23 protein-coding genes are annotated in these 22277 nt (G+C 69.7%); 16 read left to right on the top strand and 7 right to left on the bottom strand.

The features are described 5' to 3' along the window. The first annotated feature begins 71 nt into the window (after positions 1 to 71). From AB0N89_RS15290 to AB0N89_RS15275, 4 genes are all read left to right on the top strand, one after another. Positions 72 to 860 (top strand): DddA-like double-stranded DNA deaminase toxin, encoded by a 789-nt coding sequence (locus AB0N89_RS15290; RefSeq protein WP_364204729.1) that lies wholly within the window; start codon positions 72 to 74, stop codon positions 858 to 860. Then, on the top strand, positions 857 to 1270 hold the full coding sequence (locus AB0N89_RS15285) for an Imm1 family immunity protein (protein WP_364204727.1): 414 nt from the start codon (positions 857 to 859) through the stop codon (positions 1268 to 1270). The genes AB0N89_RS15290 and AB0N89_RS15285 overlap by 4 nt, the downstream gene beginning before the upstream one ends. A 470-nt stretch (positions 1271 to 1740) precedes the next feature. Next, positions 1741 to 2952 (top strand): MFS transporter, encoded by a 1212-nt coding sequence (locus AB0N89_RS15280; RefSeq protein WP_364204725.1) that lies wholly within the window; start codon positions 1741 to 1743, stop codon positions 2950 to 2952. 139 nt (positions 2953 to 3091) lie between these two features. Further along, on the top strand, positions 3092 to 4306 hold the full coding sequence (locus AB0N89_RS15275) for a GGDEF domain-containing protein (protein WP_364204723.1): 1215 nt from the start codon (positions 3092 to 3094) through the stop codon (positions 4304 to 4306). A gap of 83 nt (positions 4307 to 4389) precedes the next feature. On the opposite strand, the gene AB0N89_RS15270 is transcribed toward AB0N89_RS15275, so the two are convergent. Then, entirely contained in the window at positions 4390 to 5742 is a 1353-nt protein-coding gene (locus AB0N89_RS15270; RefSeq protein WP_364204721.1) for a TrpB-like pyridoxal phosphate-dependent enzyme, read from the bottom strand. A 73-nt stretch (positions 5743 to 5815) separates the two neighbouring features. Between AB0N89_RS15270 and AB0N89_RS15265 the strand changes: the two genes are divergently transcribed. The 4 genes from AB0N89_RS15265 (at position 5816) to AB0N89_RS15250 (ending at position 9333) form a co-directional block, all read left to right on the top strand. After that, complete coding sequence (locus AB0N89_RS15265) at positions 5816 to 6700, top strand: arginase family protein (RefSeq protein ID WP_364204719.1); 885 nt, start codon at positions 5816 to 5818, stop codon at positions 6698 to 6700. Next, positions 6697 to 7386 (top strand): dienelactone hydrolase family protein, encoded by a 690-nt coding sequence (locus AB0N89_RS15260; RefSeq protein ID WP_364204717.1) that lies wholly within the window; start codon positions 6697 to 6699, stop codon positions 7384 to 7386. The genes AB0N89_RS15265 and AB0N89_RS15260 overlap by 4 nt, the downstream gene beginning before the upstream one ends. Before the next feature lie 690 nt (positions 7387 to 8076). Continuing rightward, the gene (locus AB0N89_RS15255; protein ID WP_364204715.1) at positions 8077 to 8871 is read left to right on the top strand and encodes a PIG-L family deacetylase; all 795 of its coding nucleotides are present in this window, start codon (positions 8077 to 8079) and stop codon (positions 8869 to 8871) included. Positions 8872 to 8874: 3 nt separating this feature from the next. Next, on the top strand, positions 8875 to 9333 hold the full coding sequence (locus AB0N89_RS15250; protein WP_364204714.1) for a YfbM family protein: 459 nt from the start codon (positions 8875 to 8877) through the stop codon (positions 9331 to 9333). Positions 9334 to 9445: 112 nt separating this feature from the next. On the opposite strand, the gene AB0N89_RS15245 is transcribed toward AB0N89_RS15250, so the two are convergent. Further along, positions 9446 to 9853, bottom strand: coding sequence for a RidA family protein (locus AB0N89_RS15245; protein ID WP_364204802.1), 408 nt, complete (start codon positions 9851 to 9853; stop codon positions 9446 to 9448). Between the two features lie 52 nt (positions 9854 to 9905). Between AB0N89_RS15245 and mtnA the strand changes: the two genes are divergently transcribed. Next, the gene (gene mtnA / locus AB0N89_RS15240; protein WP_364204800.1) at positions 9906 to 10871 is read left to right on the top strand and encodes an S-methyl-5-thioribose-1-phosphate isomerase; all 966 of its coding nucleotides are present in this window, start codon (positions 9906 to 9908) and stop codon (positions 10869 to 10871) included. Here mtnA and AB0N89_RS15235 read toward each other — a convergent pair. From AB0N89_RS15235 to AB0N89_RS15225, 3 genes are read right to left on the bottom strand one after another with little or no spacing between them, the layout of a single operon-like run. Beyond that, on the bottom strand, positions 10868 to 12088 hold the full coding sequence (locus AB0N89_RS15235; RefSeq protein ID WP_364204713.1) for a GNAT family N-acetyltransferase: 1221 nt from the start codon (positions 12086 to 12088) through the stop codon (positions 10868 to 10870). The genes mtnA and AB0N89_RS15235 overlap by 4 nt on opposite strands. Positions 12089 to 12141: 53 nt before the next feature. Beyond that, positions 12142 to 12357 carry a ferredoxin gene (locus AB0N89_RS15230; protein WP_364204712.1) on the bottom strand — a complete coding sequence of 72 codons (216 nt, stop codon included), beginning with the start codon at positions 12355 to 12357 and terminating at the stop codon, positions 12142 to 12144. A gap of 2 nt (positions 12358 to 12359) precedes the next feature. Further along, positions 12360 to 13550 (bottom strand): cytochrome P450, encoded by a 1191-nt coding sequence (locus AB0N89_RS15225; protein ID WP_364204710.1) that lies wholly within the window; start codon positions 13548 to 13550, stop codon positions 12360 to 12362. Positions 13551 to 13677: 127 nt separating this feature from the next. Between AB0N89_RS15225 and AB0N89_RS15220 the strand changes: the two genes are divergently transcribed. Next, entirely contained in the window at positions 13678 to 14244 is a 567-nt protein-coding gene (locus AB0N89_RS15220; protein ID WP_364204708.1) for a TetR family transcriptional regulator, read from the top strand. Positions 14245 to 14284: 40 nt separating this feature from the next. Next, a complete protein-coding gene (locus AB0N89_RS15215) occupies positions 14285 to 15199 on the top strand; it encodes an aminoglycoside 3'-phosphotransferase/choline kinase family protein (RefSeq protein WP_364204706.1) in 915 nt (304 codons plus the stop codon). A gap of 4 nt (positions 15200 to 15203) precedes the next feature. On the opposite strand, the gene AB0N89_RS15210 is transcribed toward AB0N89_RS15215, so the two are convergent. Beyond that, the gene (locus AB0N89_RS15210) at positions 15204 to 17978 is read right to left on the bottom strand and encodes an FAD-binding and (Fe-S)-binding domain-containing protein (protein ID WP_364204704.1); all 2775 of its coding nucleotides are present in this window, start codon (positions 17976 to 17978) and stop codon (positions 15204 to 15206) included. An 86-nt stretch (positions 17979 to 18064) separates the two neighbouring features. On the opposite strand from AB0N89_RS15210, the gene AB0N89_RS15205 reads away from it, so the two are divergent. The 5 genes from AB0N89_RS15205 to AB0N89_RS15185 all read left to right on the top strand — a co-directional run bounded on the left by AB0N89_RS15205 (position 18065) and on the right by AB0N89_RS15185 (position 21392). Beyond that, positions 18065 to 19237 (top strand): GAF domain-containing protein, encoded by a 1173-nt coding sequence (locus tag AB0N89_RS15205; protein WP_364204702.1) that lies wholly within the window; start codon positions 18065 to 18067, stop codon positions 19235 to 19237. Beyond that, positions 19222 to 19848 carry a response regulator transcription factor gene (locus AB0N89_RS15200; RefSeq protein WP_364204700.1) on the top strand — a complete coding sequence of 209 codons (627 nt, stop codon included), beginning with the start codon at positions 19222 to 19224 and terminating at the stop codon, positions 19846 to 19848. The genes AB0N89_RS15205 and AB0N89_RS15200 overlap by 16 nt, the downstream gene beginning before the upstream one ends. Positions 19849 to 20101: 253 nt before the next feature. Then, positions 20102 to 20386 (top strand): Lrp/AsnC ligand binding domain-containing protein, encoded by a 285-nt coding sequence (locus tag AB0N89_RS15195; RefSeq protein WP_364204798.1) that lies wholly within the window; start codon positions 20102 to 20104, stop codon positions 20384 to 20386. Positions 20387 to 20518: 132 nt separating this feature from the next. Then, positions 20519 to 20788, top strand: coding sequence for a hypothetical protein (locus tag AB0N89_RS15190; protein ID WP_364204698.1), 270 nt, complete (start codon positions 20519 to 20521; stop codon positions 20786 to 20788). A 40-nt stretch (positions 20789 to 20828) separates the two neighbouring features. Next, positions 20829 to 21392 (top strand): GNAT family N-acetyltransferase, encoded by a 564-nt coding sequence (locus AB0N89_RS15185; RefSeq protein ID WP_364204696.1) that lies wholly within the window; start codon positions 20829 to 20831, stop codon positions 21390 to 21392. Between the two features lie 180 nt (positions 21393 to 21572). Here the strand turns inward: AB0N89_RS15185 and AB0N89_RS15180 are convergent, their stop codons facing one another. Continuing rightward, the gene (locus AB0N89_RS15180) at positions 21573 to 22247 is read right to left on the bottom strand and encodes a YigZ family protein (protein WP_364204695.1); all 675 of its coding nucleotides are present in this window, start codon (positions 22245 to 22247) and stop codon (positions 21573 to 21575) included. Between the last annotated feature and the right edge of the window lie 30 nt (positions 22248 to 22277).

Raw genomic sequence — 22277 nt, 5'->3', positions numbered from 1 at the left:
CCGGTTTCTTGTCCCGTCCGCTGTCAGACCCAGTGTCATGGGTCCACGGCACAGGGGCGAGGAGGGGTGGATTGAGCGATGTCGAAGCGGTCGCCGCAGCACTCGGCGCCGCCGTCGCATCACTTGAGCAGGCAGAACAGGCGACTCAGGAAGCCACTGAGGGCTTCGGCGAATCCGCCCTATGGCTTGGACGGGCGATCGGCGGAACCGGTGACCTCGAAATAGGTGCCCTCCCGGGGCTGTACGACGAGCTACGCCGCTCCGCAGAACAGGCAGTCAGCCGGTTCAGGATCGTGAAGGCGAGTATCTCGGCGTATCTGGCCGAGATCGGCATGTCGGCAACACCGACAAGCATCGAGGTCACGGGGCTGACGCGGGAGGATGGAGCGCACAGCCTGCCCGGTGTGCACACCACAACCACGCTGGAGAAGCCCGTTCCGGTCTCCCAAGACCGCGTGGGCGAACTGAAACGAGATCTTCCGCCGCGCGTCGACCGTGGAGAGGGACAGAAGACACACGGGCTGTGGGTCACGGGCTCGGATGCGGAGGAAGCCGGGCGCATCGTGAGCGGCCGTGACGACATGGAAACCGCGGCGGTCCAGTTCTTCAAGGACCAGGGGGCCCGGCGGATGCCCTCCACCACTGCCGACGTCGAGGTCAAGCTGGCCGTTCACATGCAGAACAACGGCATCACCAGCGCAACCGTCGCCGTCAACAACGAGGTGTGCAAAGGCCCGTTCGGCTGTGAGACCTTGGTCCCTAAGATCCTTCCCCAAGGAAGCGCGCTCACCGTGTACGGGACCACGCCGGACGGAACACCGGTCGGGACCACCTACCTCGGACAGAGAAAGAAGCCATGATCGAAGCTTGGTACGACGGTAACGTGACCGAAGCGACCACGATCACGACAACGACCGATCTCGACCGCGTTCTGGACGCCTTGGCGGCCATGAACGGGCCGACACTCGCCGAACTGTACACGGACGGCGATCCGGAAAAGTCTTGGCTTGAGATCGGCCTGCACGGCGAACGGGCGAGCCTGCGGTACGTCGGTGATGACGCGCCGAACGGAGCGCATTCGAAGGGCGGGACCTTTTCGCTGCCGCCAGGCGGACAGGTTCTCTACTACTTCATGAACAATCCTCGGGAGTACCCAGACAACGCCGAGATCGCCGTAGAGGTCGCCCGGCGTGCCGCTCACGACTTCCTGAACTCCGGCGGGCAACGGCCGTCCGGTGTGCAGTGGACCGAGCAGGATGGTCCGCTGTAACACTTGGCCACGCACGGCTGTGCTACTTTCGGCGTCAGACAAAGTCTTCTGTCCGGGGCATGCCCCGCTGACCAGATCAACTGATTCAGTTCGATGTGCTGCGGGGTCGGAACTTTGTACGCATTCTCAATCGGGCTTCCGTGCCTGACATTGATCATCTTGGTATGGCTCACCTACAGATACGATCGACCGATCTCGATCTCCGTAGGGCGGTGGCTCAAGGTCATCGCACCGCGCCGTAGCGACCGGTCGTTGCACCCCCGCGCATCGTGGCCTGCTGGGGCTGGCCTCAGCGTCGTCCACCAGGTCGCTGTGACCGACTCCACCGTTTCTGACGGGCTCGACCTGCCGGCGGGGGCACCGCCTGGTGAGAATGTGGAGAGCACTCGCGACTGACCAGCGAGGGTTCACCCAAAGCGCCCGGGGGCGTACTCTGAGTGGTGAACCCGAGCGAGCGGGGGTGGCCACACATGACCTCGACGGCGACCTTCCGGCAAATCCTCGCGGTCGGTGAACTGCGGGCGATCTGGTTCGCTGAACTCCAGTCGATCCTCGGCGATCAGGTGGCCAGGGTCGCGCTGTCGGTCCTGGTGTTCCAGCGGACCGGTTCGGCGACCTGGCCCGCGCTGACCTACGCGCTCACCTATCTGCCCGATCTGATCGGCGGGCCGTTGCTCGGCGGGCTGGCCGACCGGTTCCCGCGGCGGGCGGTGATGGTCTGCTCCGACGTCGTCCGGGCGCTCCTGGTGGCGGTGCTCGCCGTCCCCGGCATCCCGTTGCCCGTGCTCGCCGCCGTGCTCGTGGTGGTGCAGCTGGCGAACGCGCCGTTCACCGCCGCGCAGGCCGCGGTCCTTCCTTCTGTCCTGAGCGGGGACCGGTATGTGCTGGGCCAATCCCTGCTGAAGATCACCAACCAGGTCGGCCAGCTCGCCGGGTTCGCGCTGGGCGGCGCGGTGATCGCCGCGATCGGGCCGGGACGGGGACTGGCGATCGACGCGGTCACGTTCGGTGTCTCGGCGATCGTCCTGCGGCTGGGTGTCCGTGCCCGGGCCGCTTCGGGATCCGGCGGACCGGCGACGTCGACCCTGCGACGGCTTTCGGCGGGCGCCCGCACGATCTGGCGTGATCGCCGGCTGCGCGCGCTGGTCGGCCTGGCGTGGCTGGCGGGTTTCGTGATCGTGCCGGAAGGTCTCGCCGTGCCCTACGCCGCGGAGATCGGCGGCGGGGCGGCGACGGCGGGGCTGCTGCTCGCCGCGCATCCGGCGGGGATCGTGCTCGGCGTGTTCGTGCTGGGCCGCTTGGTCCGGCCCGAGATCCGGCTGCGGATGGTCGGGATCCTCGCGCTCGGCGCGATCGTGCCGCTCGCGGCGTTCTGGTTCCGGCCGTCGCTCCCCTACGCCGCCGGACTGCTGGTGCTGTCCGGGATGTGCGCGGCCTACCAGGTCACCGCGAGCACCACGTTCATGCGGTTGGTCCCCGACACCGAACGAGGCCAGGCCTTCGGCCTCGCCGGGTCGGGACTCATCGCCGTGCAGGGAATCGGGCTGATCGCCGGCGGCCTGCTCGTCGGCGTGCTCGGTTCACCCGCGACGACGGTCTCGGTCATCGCATTGGCCGGTCTCGTCGTGGCTGTTCCGGCCACCCGGGCTTGGCGCCACGTGGCTCCGCTTCACCCCCTTTGACCGGAACCGGGTACTCACCAGTTCTGCCCGCGCATGGAGCTCACCCCCTCCACTTCCCCGTTCCGGTCACGCGTGGTGCACCCACGCCTACCCATACAGCGTAGTGACACCTAGTATCCAACCGATTACGTTCGTCACCGTGGCGCTAACGAATTGGGCGCTGTGGCGGCTACCCAACCGCGGCTTGATCGGCTTCGTCCTCCTGGTGGACGTCGCGGCGATCGCCGGATCCGCCTGGTCTTTTCTCCGGATCCCGTTCACTCAGGGCAACGCCATCCCCTTCGCGATCCTGATCACCAGCGTCGTCCTCTACACGGAATTGTCGCGCCCGGTGGAGCGGGTACGGGAACGGTTCGCGGGCACGCCGCACATCTCGCTCGACAGCGTCTGGACCTTCGCCGCCGTACTGCTGGTGCACCCCGGGCTGGCCGCGCTGGTCATCGCCCTGTCGTTCTTCTACCGCTGGTTCCGCGGGCAGCCGAACCCGTTGTTCCGGCGGATGTACTCCACGGCCGCGACCGTCCTGTCGGGCTTCGCGGCCGCCGCCTTCCTTTCCCGGTACGCGGTCCCGTTCGAGGAACTCCCCCGCGACGTCTCGTCGTTCGGCTCGGTGGTCGCGGCGGGCGGGGTGTTCATGCTGGTCAACACCGTGCTGATGACGATCGCGGTGTACTACGGCACCCCGCACGACCGGCTGCGCGACGCGCTGGCGATGCCGTTCGAGTACGCACTCGAAGCGGCGACGATCGCGCTCGGCGTGATCGTGGCGTGGGCGCTGCGGGACTGGCCGGTGGTGCTGCTGCTGGTCGTCGGGATCACGCTGGTGCTGCACCGCGGGGTCCTGCTGCGGCAACTGAAACGACAGGCGAGCAGCGACGCCAAGACCGGTCTGCTCAACGCCAAGGCGTGGCGCGAGGCCGCGACCGACGAACTCGACCGCGCGCGGCGCGCGGGACGGCACACCAGCCTGCTGATGGTCGACGTCGACCGGTTCAAACTGATCAACGACCGGCACGGGCATCTGGTCGGCGACCGGTATCTGGCGGCGATCGCGGAAACGCTGCGCACCGAGGTGCGCGGCACCGATCTGGTCGGGCGGTTCGGCGGGGAGGAGTTCGTCGTGCTGCTGCCCGGCACGTCCGCCGTGCACGCCCACGCGATCGCGGAACGGATCCGGTCGAGCGTGGCCTCCCGCGCCGGCGACCTGCCGGAGCACGTCACGGTGTCGATCGGGCTCGCCGACCGGCCCGATGTCGCCGACCTCGACGCGGTGATCGCCATCGCGGACCGCGCGCTTTACGAAGCGAAGAACACGGGACGGAACCGGACTTCGGGCTACCAGGTGACCGGCTGACCCCCTCACTCCCGGGTGTCATGAAAGGGTCGTTCAGGACATTTTTCGTCCTGAACGACCCTTTCATGACATCCGCGCGAGGGTTACGGGAGACCGGCGAGGGACTTCGCGAGGACCTCGTCCGGCAGCGCGTGGTCGGAGATGTTCCCCGCCAGGTACGCGCCGTAGGCCGGGAGGTCGAGGTGCGCGTGCCCGCACAGCGCGGTCAGGATCACCTTCTCCTCACCGGTTTCCTTGCACCGCAACGCTTCCTGGATGCACGCGGCGAGCGCGTGCGTCGGCTCCGGCGCCGGGATGATCCCCTCGGTCCTGGCGAACCGCACACCCGCGGCGAAGCACTCCTCCTGTCCGATGGCGAGCGCTTCGATGAGGCCGAGTTCGTAGATGTGCGAGATCAGCGGCGACATCCCGTGGTAGCGCAGGCCGCCGGCGTGGATGGGGTCGGGGATGAAGTCGTGACCGAGGGTGTGCATCTTCAGCAACGGCGTCAGCCCGGCGGTGTCGCCGAAGTCGTACGCGTACTTCCCGCGGGTGAGGGTCGGGCAGGCCGCCGGTTCGACGGCGCGGATCACCGGGTCCATCCGCCCGGCGAGTTTCTCGCGCAGGAACGGGAAGGCGAGCCCGCCGAAGTTCGACCCGCCGCCGGTGCAGCCGACGAGGACGTCCGGGGTGTCCCCGGCCAGTTCGAACTGCTTGAGCGCCTCTTCGCCGATGATCGTCTGGTGCAGCAGCACGTGATTGAGCACGCTGCCGAGCGCGTAACGGGTGTTCTCCGCCTGCGCCGCCTGTTCGACGGCCTCGCTGATCGCGATGCCGAGGCTCCCTGTCGATCCCGGGTCGGCGGCCAGGATCGCGCGGCCGGATTCGGTCAGCTCGGACGGGCTGGGGTGCACCGTCGCGCCGAAGGTCTCCATCATCAGTTTGCGGTACGGCTTCTGGTCGTAGGAAGCGCGGACCTGCCACACCTCGCATTCGAGCCCGAAGGTGGCGCAGGCGAACGCGAGCGCGCTCCCCCACTGGCCCGCGCCGGTCTCCGTCGTCAGCCTCGTGACGCCCTCGGCCGCGTTGTAGAACGCCTGTGGCACGGCGGTGTTGGGCTTGTGCGAACCGACCGGGCTGACGCCCTCGTACTTGTAGTAGATCCGGGCGGGCGTGCCGAGCGCCTTCTCCAGCCGCCTCGCACGGAAGAGCGGCGAAGGACGCCAGAGCCGGTAGACGTCCTGGACCTCTTCCGGGATGTCGACGTAGCGTTCGCTGGTGACCTCTTGGGCGATGAGCGCCTGCGGGAAGAGCGGCGCGAGATCGTCCGGGCCGATCGGTTCGCGGGTGCCCGGATGCAGGGGCGGAGGCGGCGGCTCCGGCAGGTCCGGGACGACGTTGTACCACCGGGCCGGCATGTCCGCTTCGTCGAGGATGTACTTCGTCCGCTCCGCCATTGAGCCTCCTCCGTTCTCTCCAACCTAAAGGGACGGACGGCGCGACACCAGGGACGACTACTACGGTGAGGTGATGGGGAATCTCGTACTGCTCGACGCACCGTCCAACCTCGGCCTGCGCCCGCCCGCCGAAGGGGTGGTCCCTGGCTGCTACAAGGCGCCGGGCGCGCTGCGTGACCACGGCCTGCTCACCCGGTTGGACGCGACCGACGGCGGCGTCGTCACACCGCCGCGATACCTGCCCGCGTGGTCGCCCGGCAGCGGCACCCGGAACGCGGCCGCCATCGCGACCTACACCGCCACCCTCGCCGGACGTCTCGCGAAGATCCGCGCGGACGGCGGTTTCCCGGTCGTGCTCGGCGGCGACTGCTCGATCGCGCTCGCCGCGATGCTGACCCTGCGTCGCGAAGGGCGCTTCGGCATCGCCTACTTCGACGGGCACGACGACTTCCGGCATCTCGGCAATTCCGAGCACGTCGGTGCCGTCGGCGGCGAGGCCCTCGCCGTCGTGACCGGCCGCGGCGCGCCCGAACTGGCCGATGTGGACGGCCTCGCGCCCTACGTCCGCGACGAGGACGTCCTCGTGCTCGGCGTGCGCGAGGAGGAGTCCGCCGAGACGCGGGAAGCCGGGCTTCGCGTCGTCACCAGCCAGGAGATCATGGCGTCCGGCACCGAGGGCGCGCTCGCCGCCGCCCGTGAGATCTTCACGCCGCTGGACGGTTTCTGGATCCACATCGACATCGACACCCTCGACCCGGAGTTCGTGTCCGCTGTGGACAGTCCCGATCCCGGCGGGCTCAGCCCGGACAGGCTCGTCGAGCTGCTGCGCGGTCTCGTCTCGCTCCCCGGCGCGGCCGGACTGGAACTGACCATCTTCGATCCCGACCTCGACCCCGACGGCACGCAGGCCGCCCTGGTGGCGGACTGCCTCGTGCGCGCGCTGGAAGGAACCCGATGACCCAGGTGACCGTCGCCGACGGCTCGTTCGACGCCCCGCTCTGGCTGCCCGAATCCGGCTCCGGTCCGGGTCTGGTGCTGATCCAGGAGATCTTCGGCCTCGACGACTACCTCAAGTCGGTCGCCGCCGATCTCGCCGAGCTCGGCTACGTCGTCGCCGTGCCCGAGCTGTTCTGGCGGATCGCGCCCGGCTGGTCGGCCACGCACGACGAGGCCGGGATCTCCGCGTCGATGGAGGTCTCCGGCAAACTCGACCCGGCGCGCGCGGTCTCGGACGTCCTCGCGACCCTCGCGATGCTGCGCTCCCTGCCCGAGACCGGCGGCCGAGCGGGCCTCTTCGGCTTCTGTCTCGGCGGCTCGATGACCTACGCCGCGGCCGCCGAGGGCGACCCGGACGTCGCCGTCTCGTACTACGGGTCGACGGTGCCGGGGCAGATTCCGTTGCTGGACAAGATCAGCTGCCCGATCCAGTTCCAGTTCGGGGGCGCCGATCCCTACATTCCCGTCGAAGGGGTGCGTCGCCTGGCCGACGCGGTCGCTTCGCATGACGGCGCGGAGATCCACGTCCACGAGGGCGCGGGGCACGCGTTCCACAACCACGTGGCGCCGATGTTCCACCAGCCCGAGCCCGCCGCGGCGGCTTGGGCCCTGACGCTGGAGTTCCTGCGGCGAACCTATCCGGCTTGAGTGAGCGGTGGGCCGGGGTGGTCGTGAGTGGCAAGTGACGCTCTAGCGGACTCGTCTGTGCTTACCCGCTGGTACGACTGGCGGTCGTGTGGGGGAGGATCAGGACGTTCAACGTCTTGATCCTTCACGCTCGGCCTCGTCTCGGTGCACGAGACCGGCACGACCTTGATCAAGGCCCCAGATCGAGCCCGGCGGACTCTCGCGCAGATCAGGCGTGAGACCGTCGTCGCGGACCGCGATACCGCAGCCGTCGCAGTAGTCGACCGCGGCAGGTCGCGTCGGAGTCGGGGTCGGACGAACGACAGGCCGTCGAGAAGGTTTCATTGCTCGTGTTCGGATGAGTTCGCAACCACTGGGCGGCGAAGCCGTGCCAAGACACGGCGCCGCTTGCTCCCGGAAGTGCTCCACCGGGTCTGGCCCGTGGATCGCGTCGACCGGGTGTCCCCGGCCTTGGGCGCCGAGGTCCGTGTCTCGCCCCGAGACGATCCGCCTTTGCGGATGCTCCACCCGTGAGCCGGGACCTCCCCGAAGACGACCGGATCCGGGATGTCGTCCGGGCTGTACTTCGCGCAGATGTGCGCGGTTCTTGTACCAATCGTCGATCCCAGCCACGCCGGCCCCCGCCTCCTGTTGTCCGTGAACCTTGAGTCGTGCCGGAATATGTCGGTGCCTCGCGATAGTTTCCCCACCATGGCCACATTGGTGAGTTTCCACGCCCACCCCGACGACGAGTGCATCGTCGCGGGCGGCGTCATGCGCAAGGCTTTCGAGGAAGGCCACCGTGTCGTGCTCGTCGTCGCGACCAGGGGCGAGGTCGGCGAGGTCCCGGACGGGTTCCTCGACGAAGGAGAGGAGTTGTGGCAGCGTCGCGTGCAGGAGACGCACGCTTCCGCCGAGGTCCTGGGGGCCAAGCGCGTGGAGTTCCTGGGGTACACCGATTCCGGCATGATGGGCGAGCCGCGCAACGACGTGCCCGGCACGTTCTGGCAGGCCGACGTCGAGGAGGCCGCGCAGCGGCTGGCCGAGATCCTGCGCGAGGAGCAGGCCGACGTCCTGACCGTCTACGACGACAACGGCGGCTACGGGCATCCGGACCACATTCAGGTGCATCGCGTCGGCATGCGCGCGGCCGAGCTGGCGGGCACGCCGCGGGTCTACGAGGCGACGAGCAACAGTGACGAGATGCGCCGCGGCATGGAGGAGGCGGTGCGGACCGGGCAGATGAAGGCCGAGGACCTCCCCGACTTCGAGGACGGTTCCGAGTTCGGCAAGCCGGAGGCGATCCTGACGGCGAGGGTCGACGTCACCGCGTACCTGCCGCACAAGCGGGCCGCGATGCGCGCGCACGCCAGCCAGATCAGCGAGGACTCGTTCTTCCTCGCGATGCCCGACGAGGGTTTCGCGCAGGCGTTCGGCGTCGAGTGGTTCATCCGCGCCGGTCAGGGCCCGGGCATCACCGAGACCGACCTGATGGCGGGGCTCTGACCGATGGGCATGTGCGGTGCGTACCTGCGGGTCACCTCCGATGAGCTGCGTGAGCTGATCGAGGAGCCCGACCGGTACTGGGACTATGCCGAGAAAGCCGACGGCACCGAGCGGACGGTCGACGTCGACAAGGCGTGGAACGCGCTGTGGTACCTGCTGGGGCGGGCCGGGCTGAAGGTCGACTTCGTACTGGGCGGGACGCTGCTGGGGGAAGCCGACAGCGACGGGCCGCCGCGCTACTTCAGCGCGGACGAGGTGCGGACGATCTCGGCGGAGCTGACCGGATTCGACAAGCTCTCGGAAGGCGTCGCACTCTCGGAGCTCGAAGCCGAGGGGATCTACCCGTCGATCTGGGACGAGCCCGACGCGCTGGAGTACGTGCGGGCCCACTACGACGCGCTCGTGCCTTTCTTCGCCGGTGCCGCGAAGGCCGGGGAGCCGGTCGTCACGATCATCACCTGATGCCGCCGGCCGCGGTGGTCGTGAGCGGCGCAAAGGCGTCATGTCCGTGAAGGCCTCCTTGAGGGACCCAGAGTCCCTCAAGGAGGCCTTCACGGACCGGTGTTCGGCGAGATCAGGCCGTGGCGGCGGTGACGTCGAGTTCGACGAGCTGCCCGGGGTAGCCGAGCTGCGCGACGCCGAGCAGGGTGCTCGCGGTCGTGAAGGCCTCCCCGATCTCCGACCCGACGAACCGGTCCCACACGGCGGAAAGCACGTCGGCGTCCGGCGTCACCACGTAGATCACGGTGCGCACGACGTCGGCCGGGGCCGCTTCGGCGAAGGCGAGCGCGGCGGCGGTGTTCGCGACGACCTGGTCGACCTGCGCGAGCACGTCGCCTTCGACGACCTTGCCGTCTTCGGCGAGCGGGCACTGGCCGGCGAGGTGGACGTCCCGCCGCCCTTCGACGACGGTCACGTGGTGATAGGTGGGCGTGGGGTGCAGACCGGGCGGATGGTGGCGTTGAATGGTCACGATCCGCATCCTCATCGAACCGGTCCCGACCGGCCAACTGGATTTCCGGGGGAACCTCGCCATGCGCAGGACGATCGACTGGACCGGCGACGCGGTCACGATCATCGACCAGACCGTGCTGCCCGCCGAGTATCGCGTGCTCGAACTGCGCACGGTCGCCGAACTCGTCGGCGCCATCCAGCGGCTCGCGGTCCGCGGGGCCCCCGCCCTCGGCGCGGCGGGAGCGCTCGGAGTGGTGCTCGCGACCCGCGCGAATGGTGACGTCGAGGCCGAGGCACGTCGTGTCGCCCAGGCCCGGCCGACGGCGGTCAACCTGAGCTGGGGCGTCTCCCGCGCGCTCGCGAAGCTCCCGGAGGGGCCCGAAGCCGTCCTAACCGAAGCACTGACGATCCTCGACGAGGACGAGCGGATCAATCACGAGGCGTCGCGCCTGGCGACCGAGGTGGTGCTCGAACACTGCGAGCGACGGCCGTTGCGGCTGCTCAGCCACTGCAACGCCGGTCATCTCGCGACGGTCGCCTGGGGCAGCGCGCTCGGCGTCGTCTGGCATCTGCAGACCCGGGGCCTGGTCGAATCCGTGCTGGTCGACGAGACCCGGCCGCTCTTGCAGGGCGCCCGCCTGACCGCCTGGGAACTGGCCGAAGCCGGTGTCCCGTACCGGATCCAGCCCGACGGCGCGGCCGCCGCCGCGATGAGCCGTGGCCTGGTCGACTGCGTGCTCGTCGGCGCCGACCGGGTCGCCGCCAACGGCGACGTCGCCAACAAGATCGGCACCTACGGCCTGGCGATCGCGGCGAAGCACCACGGGATCCCGTTCGTGGTCGTCGCTCCTTCGTCCACTGTGGACGCTTCGATGCCGGACGGCGCCGGGATCGTGATCGAGGAACGCGATCCCGGCGAGGTCCTGAGCTTCGGCGGTACGCCGGTCGCGCCCGAGGGCGCGGAGGTGTTCAACCCGGCCTTCGACGTGACGCCGCACGAGCTGATCACCGCGGTCGTGACCGAGCACGGAATCCTGAAGCCCTAGAAGGATTCCAGGCAGGACGGCTCGCGATCGCCCGCGAACGCCGCCGTCGCCCGCGAAACCGCTCCCGCGGTCCGCTCCTTGATCCGGCCCGCCGCGGCGAGCGTGCTCGGCCGGGTGCCGCCGAGGTAGATCGCGCCGAGGTCGGTCACGTCCAGTTCGAGGTCAGGCGGGTCCTCCACGCGCTTCACCTCGGCGTTCCCGTCGGCGTCGGTGACGAGCCGCCAGTTGCCGGCGTTCCACGGGCAGAAGGCGTCGCGCACGCCGAACACCAGGTCCACCGGGGCGTTGTAGCGGCGGGCGGCCAGGGCGCGATCGACGTCGACGAGCCGCACCCACAGCGAGTCCCCGGCGGGCCTGCTCATCTTGCGGGGGTCTTCGAGGATGTGGATGAGCGGCTCGTCGAGGGCCGCGTTCGTCTCGACGGTGATGGTCAGGTCGTAGTCGAGCAGGTAGCGGTACAGCGTCGCGTACGCCTGCGGCGTCGTCGCGACCAGCTCCACCACCCGCAACGTCCCGCACGGTCCTTCTTCGTTCCAGTCGCTCTTCACGCGGAACATCGCGTAGGCGTCCGGCAGCACGGCGAACTTCAGCGCGGTGAAATCCCGGCGCCGGTATTCCGGGTCGTCGAAGAGGAACTCCCAGGCCGCGTCCGGCCGGTCGAGCGCGCCAGCCCGTTGCGGCGCCTCCTTCTCGTAGATCGCCTTGATCAGCGGGACGGCCTGGTCCAGCCCGACTTCGCGCACCCGCTCGGATGCGAGTTCGACACCCGGCCGGAACGCGGCCCTGGCCTTGATCTTCGAGCGGTAGAACTGTGCCCCGAGGCCGTAGCCGAACCGGGGGTAGATGACCGATTCCGACGCCCACAACGCGGTGACCGGTTCGCGGGCCTGCTCGTGCAGGCCGTGCAGCTGCGCCCGCATGATCCGGGTGAGCACGCCCCGCCTGCGGTGTCCCGGTGCGACGCCGACCGCGGTCACCGCGGCGATCGGCGTCTGCCCGCCACCCGGCACGGTGATCCTGCGGGTGAGCAGTCCTCCCGTCCCGACGAGTTCGTCGCCGTCGAAGACGCCGTGCCACCGTTCTGGCTCGAACACCAGCTCGTCGCGGCGCGTCAGCGCGTCGGTGACGTCGAGATTGAACGCGCGCGCGAGCACGTCCGCGAACGCGGGCAGGTCGTCGATGGTCAGGATTCGGATGGCCAAGCTGTCATCGCTCACCCAGCCGTCCTACGCCGTTTCACCGACGACCGCCACGCGTTAAAAGGCGACGATCAGGGCCGCGGCCCGATCACCGCACCGTTTTCCAGTACCTCGATGGCCATGGCGGGACAGGAGTCCGCCGCGTCCAGCACCGTCTCGTCCGGGTTCACCTCCCCATCGACCACCGTCGCCGTCGCGCCTTCGAGTTCGAAGACCTCCGGCATCAGCGCAGCGCACATCCCCGAGCCGATGCACGTGTTGCCATCGACCTCGACTTTCCAGCTCATGCTCACCATCCGATCGGCATGGAGCGGGGCCCCCGCACCAGCATCTGCGTCTTCCACACGATATCGCCGCCGAGGCGCAATCCGGGAAGATCCCGCAGCAACGCCCGCAGAGCCTCCTGAAGTTCCAGCCTGGCCAGCGGGGCACCGAGGCAGTGGTGCACGCCGTGCCCGAAACCGAGGTGAGGATTGGAATCCCGGCCGAATTCGAGGGTTTCGGCCGAGGTGAACTGGAGCGCGTCCCGGTTGGCGGCGCCGATCGCGACCATCACCGGCTCGCCCTCCTTGACCAGCACCTCACCCACCTTGACGTCTTCGGTGGCGTAGCGGGCGAACCCGGCTCCGGCACCCAAGGGGACGAAGCGCAGCAGTTCCTCGACCGCGGCCGGGATCAGGTCCAGGTCCGCGCGCAGGCGGGCGAGCTGCTCGGGCTGTTCGAGCAGGGCGTAGACGAAGTTGGGGATCTGGCTGGCGGTGGTCTCGTGCCCGGCGACCAGGATGCCGACGCACATGTCGACCAGTTCCAGCTCGCTCAGCTTGTCGTGGACGTCGCGCGCTTCGATCAGCGCGGTCATCAGATCGTCCTGGGGTTCGGCACGGTGCTGCTCGACGAGCACGTGCATGTACGCCCGCAGCTCGTCCTGGTTGGCCATCATCTCTTCGGTGGTCAGCGGGCTGGTCGACAGCGCCGCGTCGCTCCACACGCGGAACTTCGGCCGGTCTTCGACGGGCACGCCGAGCAGTTCGCAGATGACCGCGACCGGGATCGGCAGCGCGTAGTCCTCGACGAGATCGGCGGGCTGTCCCTTGGCCTTCATCTCCTCGATCAGGCCCGCCGCCAGCTCGGCGACCCGGGGCCGCAGCGTCTCGACGCGGCGCATGGTGAACGCCTTCGCGACCAGCGTGCGCAGCCGGGTGTGGTCGGGCGGGTCCATGCTGAGGATCCCGCCGGGCCGCCTGCCCGGCGCCATCCGCGGCTCGTCCTTGTCCGCGGCCATCGCGCGGGAGAACCGCCGGTCGCCCAGCACTAGGCGCGCGTCGGCGTAGCGCACCGCGAGCCACGCCGGCTCACCGTGCGGGAGACGGACGCGGAGCATGCCCTCGGCCGCGCGAGCGTCGGCGTAGGCCGCGTCGAGTTCGAGTCCTGTGTCCTGGTTGAAGGGATAGGCGACGAATTCGCTGTCGGTGGTGGTCATTTGTCCGGAAACCCCCCGGCTCGGCGGTTTGTAAGCAACTGCTTACAACGCTAACCACGATCACGGTGAGCGTCAATGCGCCTACCGTGCGACGCCCCGTTAACCTGTGCGGACCCGGGGAGGCGCGATGACGGAAGAACCGCAGGTCCGCAAGCGCGACGCGGCCGCGACCAAGGCGGCCTTGCTCGACGCGGCGGCGGCGCTGTTCGCCGAGCGCGGTTTCGACCGGACGACGGTGCGCGACATCGCGAAGGTCGCCGGAGCCAACCAGGCACTGCTCTTCCGCTACTTCGGCTCGAAGGACGCGCTTTTCGAGGAGGTCCTGGCGCGGGGAGGCCGCGAGCAGATCGCCACCACCCCACCGGGCGAACTGCTCGGGACGGCGTTGCGCAGCATGCTGGAGTCCGACAAGGGCCGCGATCGCACGCTCGACGCCTACCTGCGGTCGACCGGGCACGACAGCGCGGCGGCCGCGGTCCGGCGGCAGCTCGGCGAGGAGTACGCGAAGGTGCTCGCCACGCTGACCGACGCCGACGACGCGGACCTGCGGGCCGACCTCATCCTGGCCTGGCTGCTCGGGATCGGCCTGGTCCGCGAGATCACCGGCAAGGAACCGCTGGCCAGCGCGGATCCCGACGCGGTCTGCCGCCTCGTCCTCGGCGCGGCGCGGACCCTGCTGGAACGCAGCGGGTAATTGCGTCGCCGTCTCCGGCCCGCTGTTCTACGGTCGGTGCGTGATCTCGTTCCCGCCCGCCGGCACCGAAGCCGAGTTCGACGCGCTGACCAGGCAAGACCTGCTCCCGGCGGTGACGTCCCTGACCGATTCGCACGGCCTCGGCGAAGTCGTCCCGTTCACCGAGGGCTCGCTGCCGGTGTACGCCGTCGGCGACGATCTGGTGCTCAAGCTGTTCCCGCCGGTGCACCTCGACGAACTACCCACCGAGCGGACGATGCTCGAGGTGCTGCACGGGAAGCTGCCGATCCCGACGCCCGCCGTGCGCGACGTCGGCGAGCGGGACGGCTGGGGTTACGTGCTCATGGAGCGCCTGCGCGGCGAAACACTGAAGGACGCCTGGCCGAAACTGTCCACAGAGGACCGGAACCGGCTCGCTCCCGAACTCGGCGAGGCACTGGCCGCCCTGCATTCCCTGCGGGACCCACGGCTCGACGTCCTCGATCCGCCGGACTGGGCCACGTTCGTCGCCGAGCAGCGCGCGAACGTCGTCGAGCATCACCGGCGCACCGGGCTCGACGAAAGCTGGCTCGGCCGGATCCCGGCGTTCCTCGATTCGGTCGACCTGGGCAGTCCGCCGATCGTCCCGCTGCACACCGAGTTCATGCGCGACCACGTCATGGTCACCCACGACGGCGAACGTCCGCGGCTGACCGGGCTCTTCGACTTCGAACCCGCGATGCGAGGCGCGGCCGAGTACGACTTCGTCGCCGTCGGCCTGTTCGTTTCCGGCGGGGACAAGGACTTCCTGCGGCGGCTGCTCGCCGGGTACGGCACCGACCCGGACGACGAGTTCTCCCGCCGCTGTCTGGCGTACGCGTTCTTGCACGTCTACAGCAATTTCACTTGGTACCTCAAGGTTCTTCCGGCTCCGGACGAGCCGACACCGGAAGCCCTCGCCCGCGCTTGGTGGTGAGCGTCTAGGGCAGCGCGCGCCTCAGCAACTCCGCCAGGTGCAGCGCCCGCCGCCCGTCGAGCTGCTCGATCTGCGTCCGGCAACTGAAGCCGTCCGCGACCACCTCGGCCCCCTCGGCCGCGGCGCGGATCGCGGGCAGCATGCGGTCTTCGGCGCAGGCGACGGAGACGTCGTAGTGGCCGCGTTCGAAGCCGAAGTTTCCCGCCAATCCACAGCAGCCGGAGTCCATGGTGGAATTGCGGACACCCGCGGCGCGCATCGCCGCCTCGTCGGCGCCGAAGCCGAGCACGGCGTGCTGATGGCAGTGCACCTGGCTGAGCGCTTCGACGTCCAGTGACCGGAATTCCAGCGGCGAGTCCTCGACGAGTTCGGCGAACGTGCGGGTGCGCTCGGCGAGCAGTTCCGCCACCGGGTCACCGGGCAGGAGGGCCGCCAGATCGCCGCGGAAGAGCGCCGTGCAACTCGGCTCCAGCCCGGCCACCCGATATCCCGCCCGCAGATAGGGTTCGAGCACGGAAAGCGTACGGCGCAACACGTTCTTCGCCACATCCAGCTGTCCGGTGGACACCCAGGTGAGGCCGCAGCAGACGCCGCGATCGGGCAGGACGACGTCGTAGCCCGCCGCGGTGAGCACCTCGGCCGCGGCGTCGAGGACGTCCGGGGTGAGGTAGTTGTTGAAGGAGTCCGGCCACAGCACCACCCGCCGGGAACCGGTCGCCCAGCGCTTGAGGTCGGTGCGCCGCCGTGTGAACGGCGCCGGGGCGAACGTCGGCAGATCCCGCTCCGGCGCGATCCCGCCGACCTTCTTCAGCAGCCCGGAGAACCGGCGCGACATCGTGTTCGCCAGGCGCGGCGCCAGCGAGGCCGCGCGCAGCCACACCGGGAGCCAGCCCATCGAGTAATGCGACGCCGGACGCAGCCGCCCCTTGTGGTGCTGGTGCAGGAATTCCGCCTTGTAGGTCGCCATGTCGACGTCGACAGGACAGTCGGACAGGCAGCCCTTGCAGGACAGGCAGAGATCCAGCGCCTCGGCGACCTCTTCCGAGCGCCAGCCGTCGGTGATCAGCTCGCCGTTCACCATCTCGGCGAGCAGATGCGCGCGGCCCCGCGTCGAATGCTTCTCTTCGCGCGTGGCGCGGTAACTCGGGCACATCACGCCCGCACCGGTGGTGTCGCGGCATTTCCCGACCCCGACGCAGCGCCGCATCGCCTGCCCGAAGCTCCCCTGATCCTCGGGATACGCGAGCGCGGTGACGTCTTCGAGTTCCAGCGGCGCGCGCCGCACCCGGAGATCGGCGTCGACCGGCCGCGGGTTCACCAGGATGCCGGGGTTCATCATGCCCGCCGGGTCGAAGATCCCTTTGAACCGCGCGAAAAGCGCGAGCATCTCGGGGCTGTACATCCGGGACAGCAGTTCCGAGCGGGCCTGACCGTCGCCGTGTTCGCCGGACAGCGAACCGCCGTGCGCGGCGACGAGGTCGGCCGCCTCTTCCAGGAACGACCGGAACCCGGCGATCCCTTGCGGGGAAAGCAGATCGAAGTCCAGTCGCAGGTGCAGGCAGCCTTCGCCGTAGTGGCCGTAGACCACGCTTTTGCGGCCGTGCTCGCGCATGAGCTGCTTGAATTCCCGCAAGTAGGCGCCCAAGCGCTCGGGCGGGACGGCCGCATCCTCCCAGCCGGGCCAGGCCTCCTCGCCCCCGGCCAGCCGGGTCGCGAGGCCGGCGCCTTCCTCCCGGATCCGCCACAGCCGCTTCTGCGCGGCGGTGTCGTCGAGCAGCGCGGATCCGGTCACCGCGCCGCGCAGTCCGTCGATCAGCCCGCGCGCCCGGTCCGGATCGTCCATCTCGACGAACAGCCAGGCCCCGCCCGGCGGAAGCCCGTCGGCCCGGCCCGGTTCCAGCAGTGCGACGAGGTCCGCGTCGACCCCCTCCACGGTCAGCGGCGACCACGGCAGGATCGCCGGGACGGCGTCGGCCGCGGCGATGTCGGAGTCGAAGCCGAGCACCGCGAGCACCTTGCGTCGCGGCACCTCGGCGAGGGAGACCGTCGCCCCCAGCACGGTGACGCAGGTGCCCTCGCTGCCGACCAGCGCCTTGGCGACGTCGAAACCGTTCTCCGGCAACAGGTGTTCCAGCCCGTACCCGGACACGCGCCTGCCGAAGGAGGACAGTTCGGTGCGCAGCGACGCCAGGTTGTCGCGCACGAGCGCGCGGAGCTCGGAGTAGACGCGTCCCTCGGTGCCGGGCCTGGCCGCCCGTTCGTCCACTTCGGACGGTGAGGTGGGCCCGACGGTCAGCCGGGTGCCGTCGTAGAGCAGCACGTCCAGCTCACGGACGACGTCGACCGTGCGGCCGTAGGCGACCGAATGCGATCCGCAGGCGTTGTTGCCGATCATCCCGCCGATCGTGCAGCGCGAATGCGTCGACGGATCGGGGCCGAACCGGAGCCCGTGCGGCGCGGCGAGCGCCTGGAGGTGGTCGAGGACGGTTCCGGGCTCGACCTTGGCCGTCCGCGCCCCGGGATCGAGGTCGAGGACGCCGCCGAGGTGACGCGACGTGTCGATCACGACGCCGGGCCCGCACGAGTTGCCTGCGACGCTGGTGCCGCCGCCGCGGGCGATCACCGGCAGCCCGGCCTCGCGGCAGGCGGCGACGGCCGCGATCACCTCGTCGACGCTCCGGGGCAGCACCACGCCCTCGGGCACGTGCCGGTAGTTGGAGGCGTCGGTCGTGTACAGCGCCAGTGTCGCGGCGTCGGCCAGGATCTCCACGGAGTCCATTCAAGACAACCGCGGGCCGGAACGCACACCCGCACCCTCTCCGGCCGGGTATGTCCGAAGCCGCCCCGGTGTGCGATCGTGGGCGCGTGACGCCGGGACGGCACGTCGCCGAAGACCTCGCCGCCGAGCACGACGCGCTGCTCGGCGGGCTTCTTCGTGAGCGCGAAGAGCTGCTCGCGACGCTCGACCGGGTCGCGGCGCTCAACGGCACCGCGCGGCTGATCCGCGAGTCGGTCGGCACGCATTCCGGTTTCGTCGCCGAGCTGACCGGGCCCGAGCAGGCGGTGATCCGCTGGATGTCGGGCACCCGCACGGACGCGCTCCACGACCTCGCCGTGCCGGTCGGCCAGGGCATCGGCGGCCGTGTGCTCGCGCTGGGCAGGCCGGTCCGGGTCAACGACTACGTCAGCTCGCCGAGCATCACCCACCAGTTCGACGCGCAGGTCCGCGGCGAAGGGCTCGCCGCGATGATCGCCGTCCCGATCGTCAGCGGGACAGAGACCGTCGCCGTCGCGTACGCCGCGATGCGCGAGCCCCGCGACTTCGGCGACGACGCGGTCCGGTCCCTCGAGGACATCGCCGGTGAAGCCGGCCGGGCGCTGAAACTGGCGTCGGTCGCCGAGTCCGACCGTGAGACGGCCCTGTCCGCCGAACGGCTCCGGATGCAGAGCGCGCTGCACGATTCGGTCGGCGCGCTGCTGTTCTCCATCGGCGTCCAGGTCCGGGACCTGCACGAGGACAGCAGCGACAACCCGGCGCTCGAATCGCGGCTGCGGCGGCTGGAGGGCGACGTCTCGGCCGCGTCGCGGGCGCTCCGGGAGTCGTTGCTGGCGCTGTCGGAGTCGAGCCCGGAACGCGCGCTGCCGGTGGAACTGGCCGAGCACTGCCGCTCGTTCCAGGCCCGCTGCGGTGTCCCGGCGCGGTTCGTCCAGCTCGCGCAGCTGCCGCGACTGGACGCCGAACGCACCGGCCTGCTGGTCGCGGCCGTCCGGGAAGGCCTGCTCAACGTCGAGAAACACGCCGGCGCGCTGTCCGTCGTGGTCAGCCTGCTGCCCAGCGACGACGGCGTGCAGGTGGTCGTCGCCGACGACGGGACCGGGCAGCGCGCCGAAGACACCGGGGAACCCGGCACCGGGATGGGGCTGCGCGCGCTGGCCGAACGCGCCGCCCGGCTCGGCGGCCGGGTCAGCCTGGTCCGCGACGAGGACGACGGCTGCACATTGCGCGCCTGGGTGCCGGAACCGTGCCGTCCCCGGTGACGGTGCTCGTCGTGGACGACCATCCGGTGGTCCGCGACGGGGTGAGCCTGCTGCTGCGTCACGACCCGGCGATGACCGTGGTCGGCTCGGCCGAGACCGGCCGGTCCGCGATCCGGCGCGCGGGCGAGCTGGAACCGGCGCTGATCCTGCTGGACCTGCGGCTGCCGGACATGCTCGCGCCCGAGGTCGTCACCGGACTCCGCCGGGTTCACCCGGCCGGGCGGATCGTGGTGTTCACCGCCCACGGCGACCATCAGGGGGTGCGGGCCGCGCTGGACTCCGGGGCGCACGGCTGCCTGCTCAAGGACGTCGCCGGGACGGATCTGGTGGCGGCGCTGCGGCAGGTGCTCAAGGGTGACCGTGTCGTCGATCCGCGCATCTTCCCCGACGAGGGACACCGATCCGGCGCGCTGGCCCGCAGCGGCCTGACGCGGCGCGAATACGAGGTCCTGCGGCTGGCCGCGCAAGGACAGACGAATCCGGAGATCGCGGAGTCGACCGGGCTGGCGCGGAACACCGTGAAGACCTACCTCCAGTCCGCCTTGCACAAACTCGGCGCGCGGAACCGGGTCGAAGCCATCGGCAAGGCCTCCGAAGCCGGCCTCCTCTGACCGACTTCCCGCATTTCGTCCTCTGAATGCGGGAAGTCGGTGTCGAACTACCGCGCTTCGGCGAGGGCGTCCGCTTCGGCCAGTGGTGTGGTGCCGTTGGCCGCGGCGGCGTCGAGCAGCTGCTGTGTCGTCGCTTCGAGAGCCTCGACGCGTTCGAGCGCCTGTTCGTGGGTGAGATTCCCGGCTTCGCGGCGTCATCCGCGGGTACCACGCGGACATCGACCTGCGGAGCCTCAACCGCGGCGTGCAGGCGATGGTCTCGGCGCAGGTGCGGCCGCTGAGCCGGGAGGTGATCGACTCCTTCCAGCGTTCGGTCGCGGAATTGCCGGAGGTCCTTTCGGTCTTCGTCACCGCCGGTAGCGACGATTTCCTGATCCACGTCGCCGCGCAGGACGTCGAACAGCTCCACTCATTCCTGGTGGATCGTTTGTCGAAGCGGAAAGAGATCGTCGGTTTCCGGAGCTCGATCATTTTCCGGCATCTGCGCAAGACCCAGCTGGAACCGCTTCCGCGTCGAATACCGGGGGACAGCCCTTAGCTGGGCACCCGGGAATACCCGACTCGCCACCCCGAAGTCCGCCCGAAATCCACGACTTCGCACCGGAGAAGACGGAAACTGTCGGGGGTGTGGGTTTGACTGTTCACCAGAGGAACAGAAAGGAGGCGCGCCATGGACGTTCGGACAGAGCTGAACCATCGTGAGCGGGCCACCCTGAGAGCCGTGTCCGAGGGTCACGCCGAGATCAGCTGCAGTTGCGAGCCGGACCTGTTCGTCGACGGTCTCGCCTGCTGCGACCAGCACACCGCGCACCGCCTCGCCCACCTCGGCCTGGTGGCGCCCGCCAGGGGCGGCCGGTGGGGCGAGCGCGTGCCCGCCCTGCTCACCGAGGCCGGGCTGGTGGCGCTGGGCGGCCTCGCCAGCCCCGGAGTGGCCGCTTAAACCGGTTGCCCGCGCGCCCTCGCGGCGCCACGCTTCGCGGATGCATGTCTTTCTGGAGACCGAGCGTCTCCTGCTGCGGCAGTTCACCGGCGGCGACGTCGACGACCTGTTCGCACTCTACGACGACCCCGAAGTCATGCGGTATCTCAACGGGGGCGAACCCGCCGATCGGGCGGAGATCGAAAAGCGCGATCTTCCCGCCTTCCTCGCTTACTACGAGCGTTTCCCCGGTTACGGGTTCTGGGCGGCGATCGAGAAAACCGGCGGGGCTTTCCTGGGGTGGTTCCATTTCCGTCCGCTGCGCGGTCATCACACGGACGATCCCGAACTGGGCTACCGGCTGAACCGCTCTTCGTGGGGCAAGGGGTACGCGACCGAGGGATCGCTCGCACTCCTGGAGAAAGGGTTCACCGAATTCGGGGCGACGCGGATCTGGGCGGCGACCATGGCGGTGAACCTGGGCTCGCGGCGGGTGATGGAGAAGATCGGGATGCGGCACGTCCGGACCTTCCACGAGCACTTCGACGACCCGATCCCCGGAACGGAGGAGGGCGAGGTCGAGTACGCCATCACCCTGGAGGAGTGGCGCGCCCGACGCATTTAGAGGACTGAACGCGGGAAGTGAGGGCACCGACCGGGAGGCCCCGACGCCGGACGTCGCGAAAGCCACTTTCGAGACGTCTGGTGTCCCGAAAGTGGCTTTCGCGACCAGCGCGAGACCCGCCCAGGTCCGTGAAGGACCCCTTCACGGACCTGGAGTCCCTCACGTAACGCGTTTAGAGGACTAAACGCGTGGAGTGGGGAGCCAGGTTTCGCCGGTCTCCTCGGCGAGGGCCTCCCCTCCGGTCAGGTCCGCCAGCCAGGCGTGGAAGGCGTCCCCCTCGTCCGGCGCGATCCCGACGTCGAAGTGCGCGACGTCCTCGAACCGCGTCGCGTGCAGCAGGTACGGCGACGAGCGGATGTCGTTCTCCAGCCGTCCGGCCCGGTCGTAGTCGACGACGACCTCCACCAGCCGCAGCCGCCGGTACTCCCGCACCCCGATGACGTCGACGGCCTCCGAGACCGCCTGCCCGTACGCGCGGATGAGCCCGCCGGCGCCGAGGAGCACTCCGCCGAAGTACCGCGTCACCACCGCGACGGTGTTGGTCAGCTCGCGACGGCGGAGCACTTCGAGCATCGGGGTGCCCGCCGTGCCCGCGGGCTCGCCGTCGTCACTGGACCGCTCGATTCGAGGCATTCCTTCCCGCCGAGAATCCATCGAGCCGAGCCGCCCGTCGGCGCCCAGCACGAACGCGTGACAGTGGTGGCGGGCCGCCGGATCGGCCTTCTTCCGGGCGGCGATCACCTCCCTGGCGGCCTCTTCCGAGGTGACCGGGGCGAGGGCGCAGAGGAACCGTGAACGCCGTATTTCGATCTCGTTGACACCCGTGCCCGCCACGGTGAGATAACGATCCGCCATCGGCACAGCCTCTCAAACCGGGCACGCCGC

Origin of the sequence: Amycolatopsis sp. NPDC089917, assembly GCF_040684635.1 — a bacterium.
Taxonomy (GTDB): domain Bacteria; phylum Actinomycetota; class Actinomycetes; order Mycobacteriales; family Pseudonocardiaceae; genus Amycolatopsis.
Note: the sequence above shows the minus strand (reverse complement) of the source record. Positions and strands in the feature narration are given on the sequence as shown.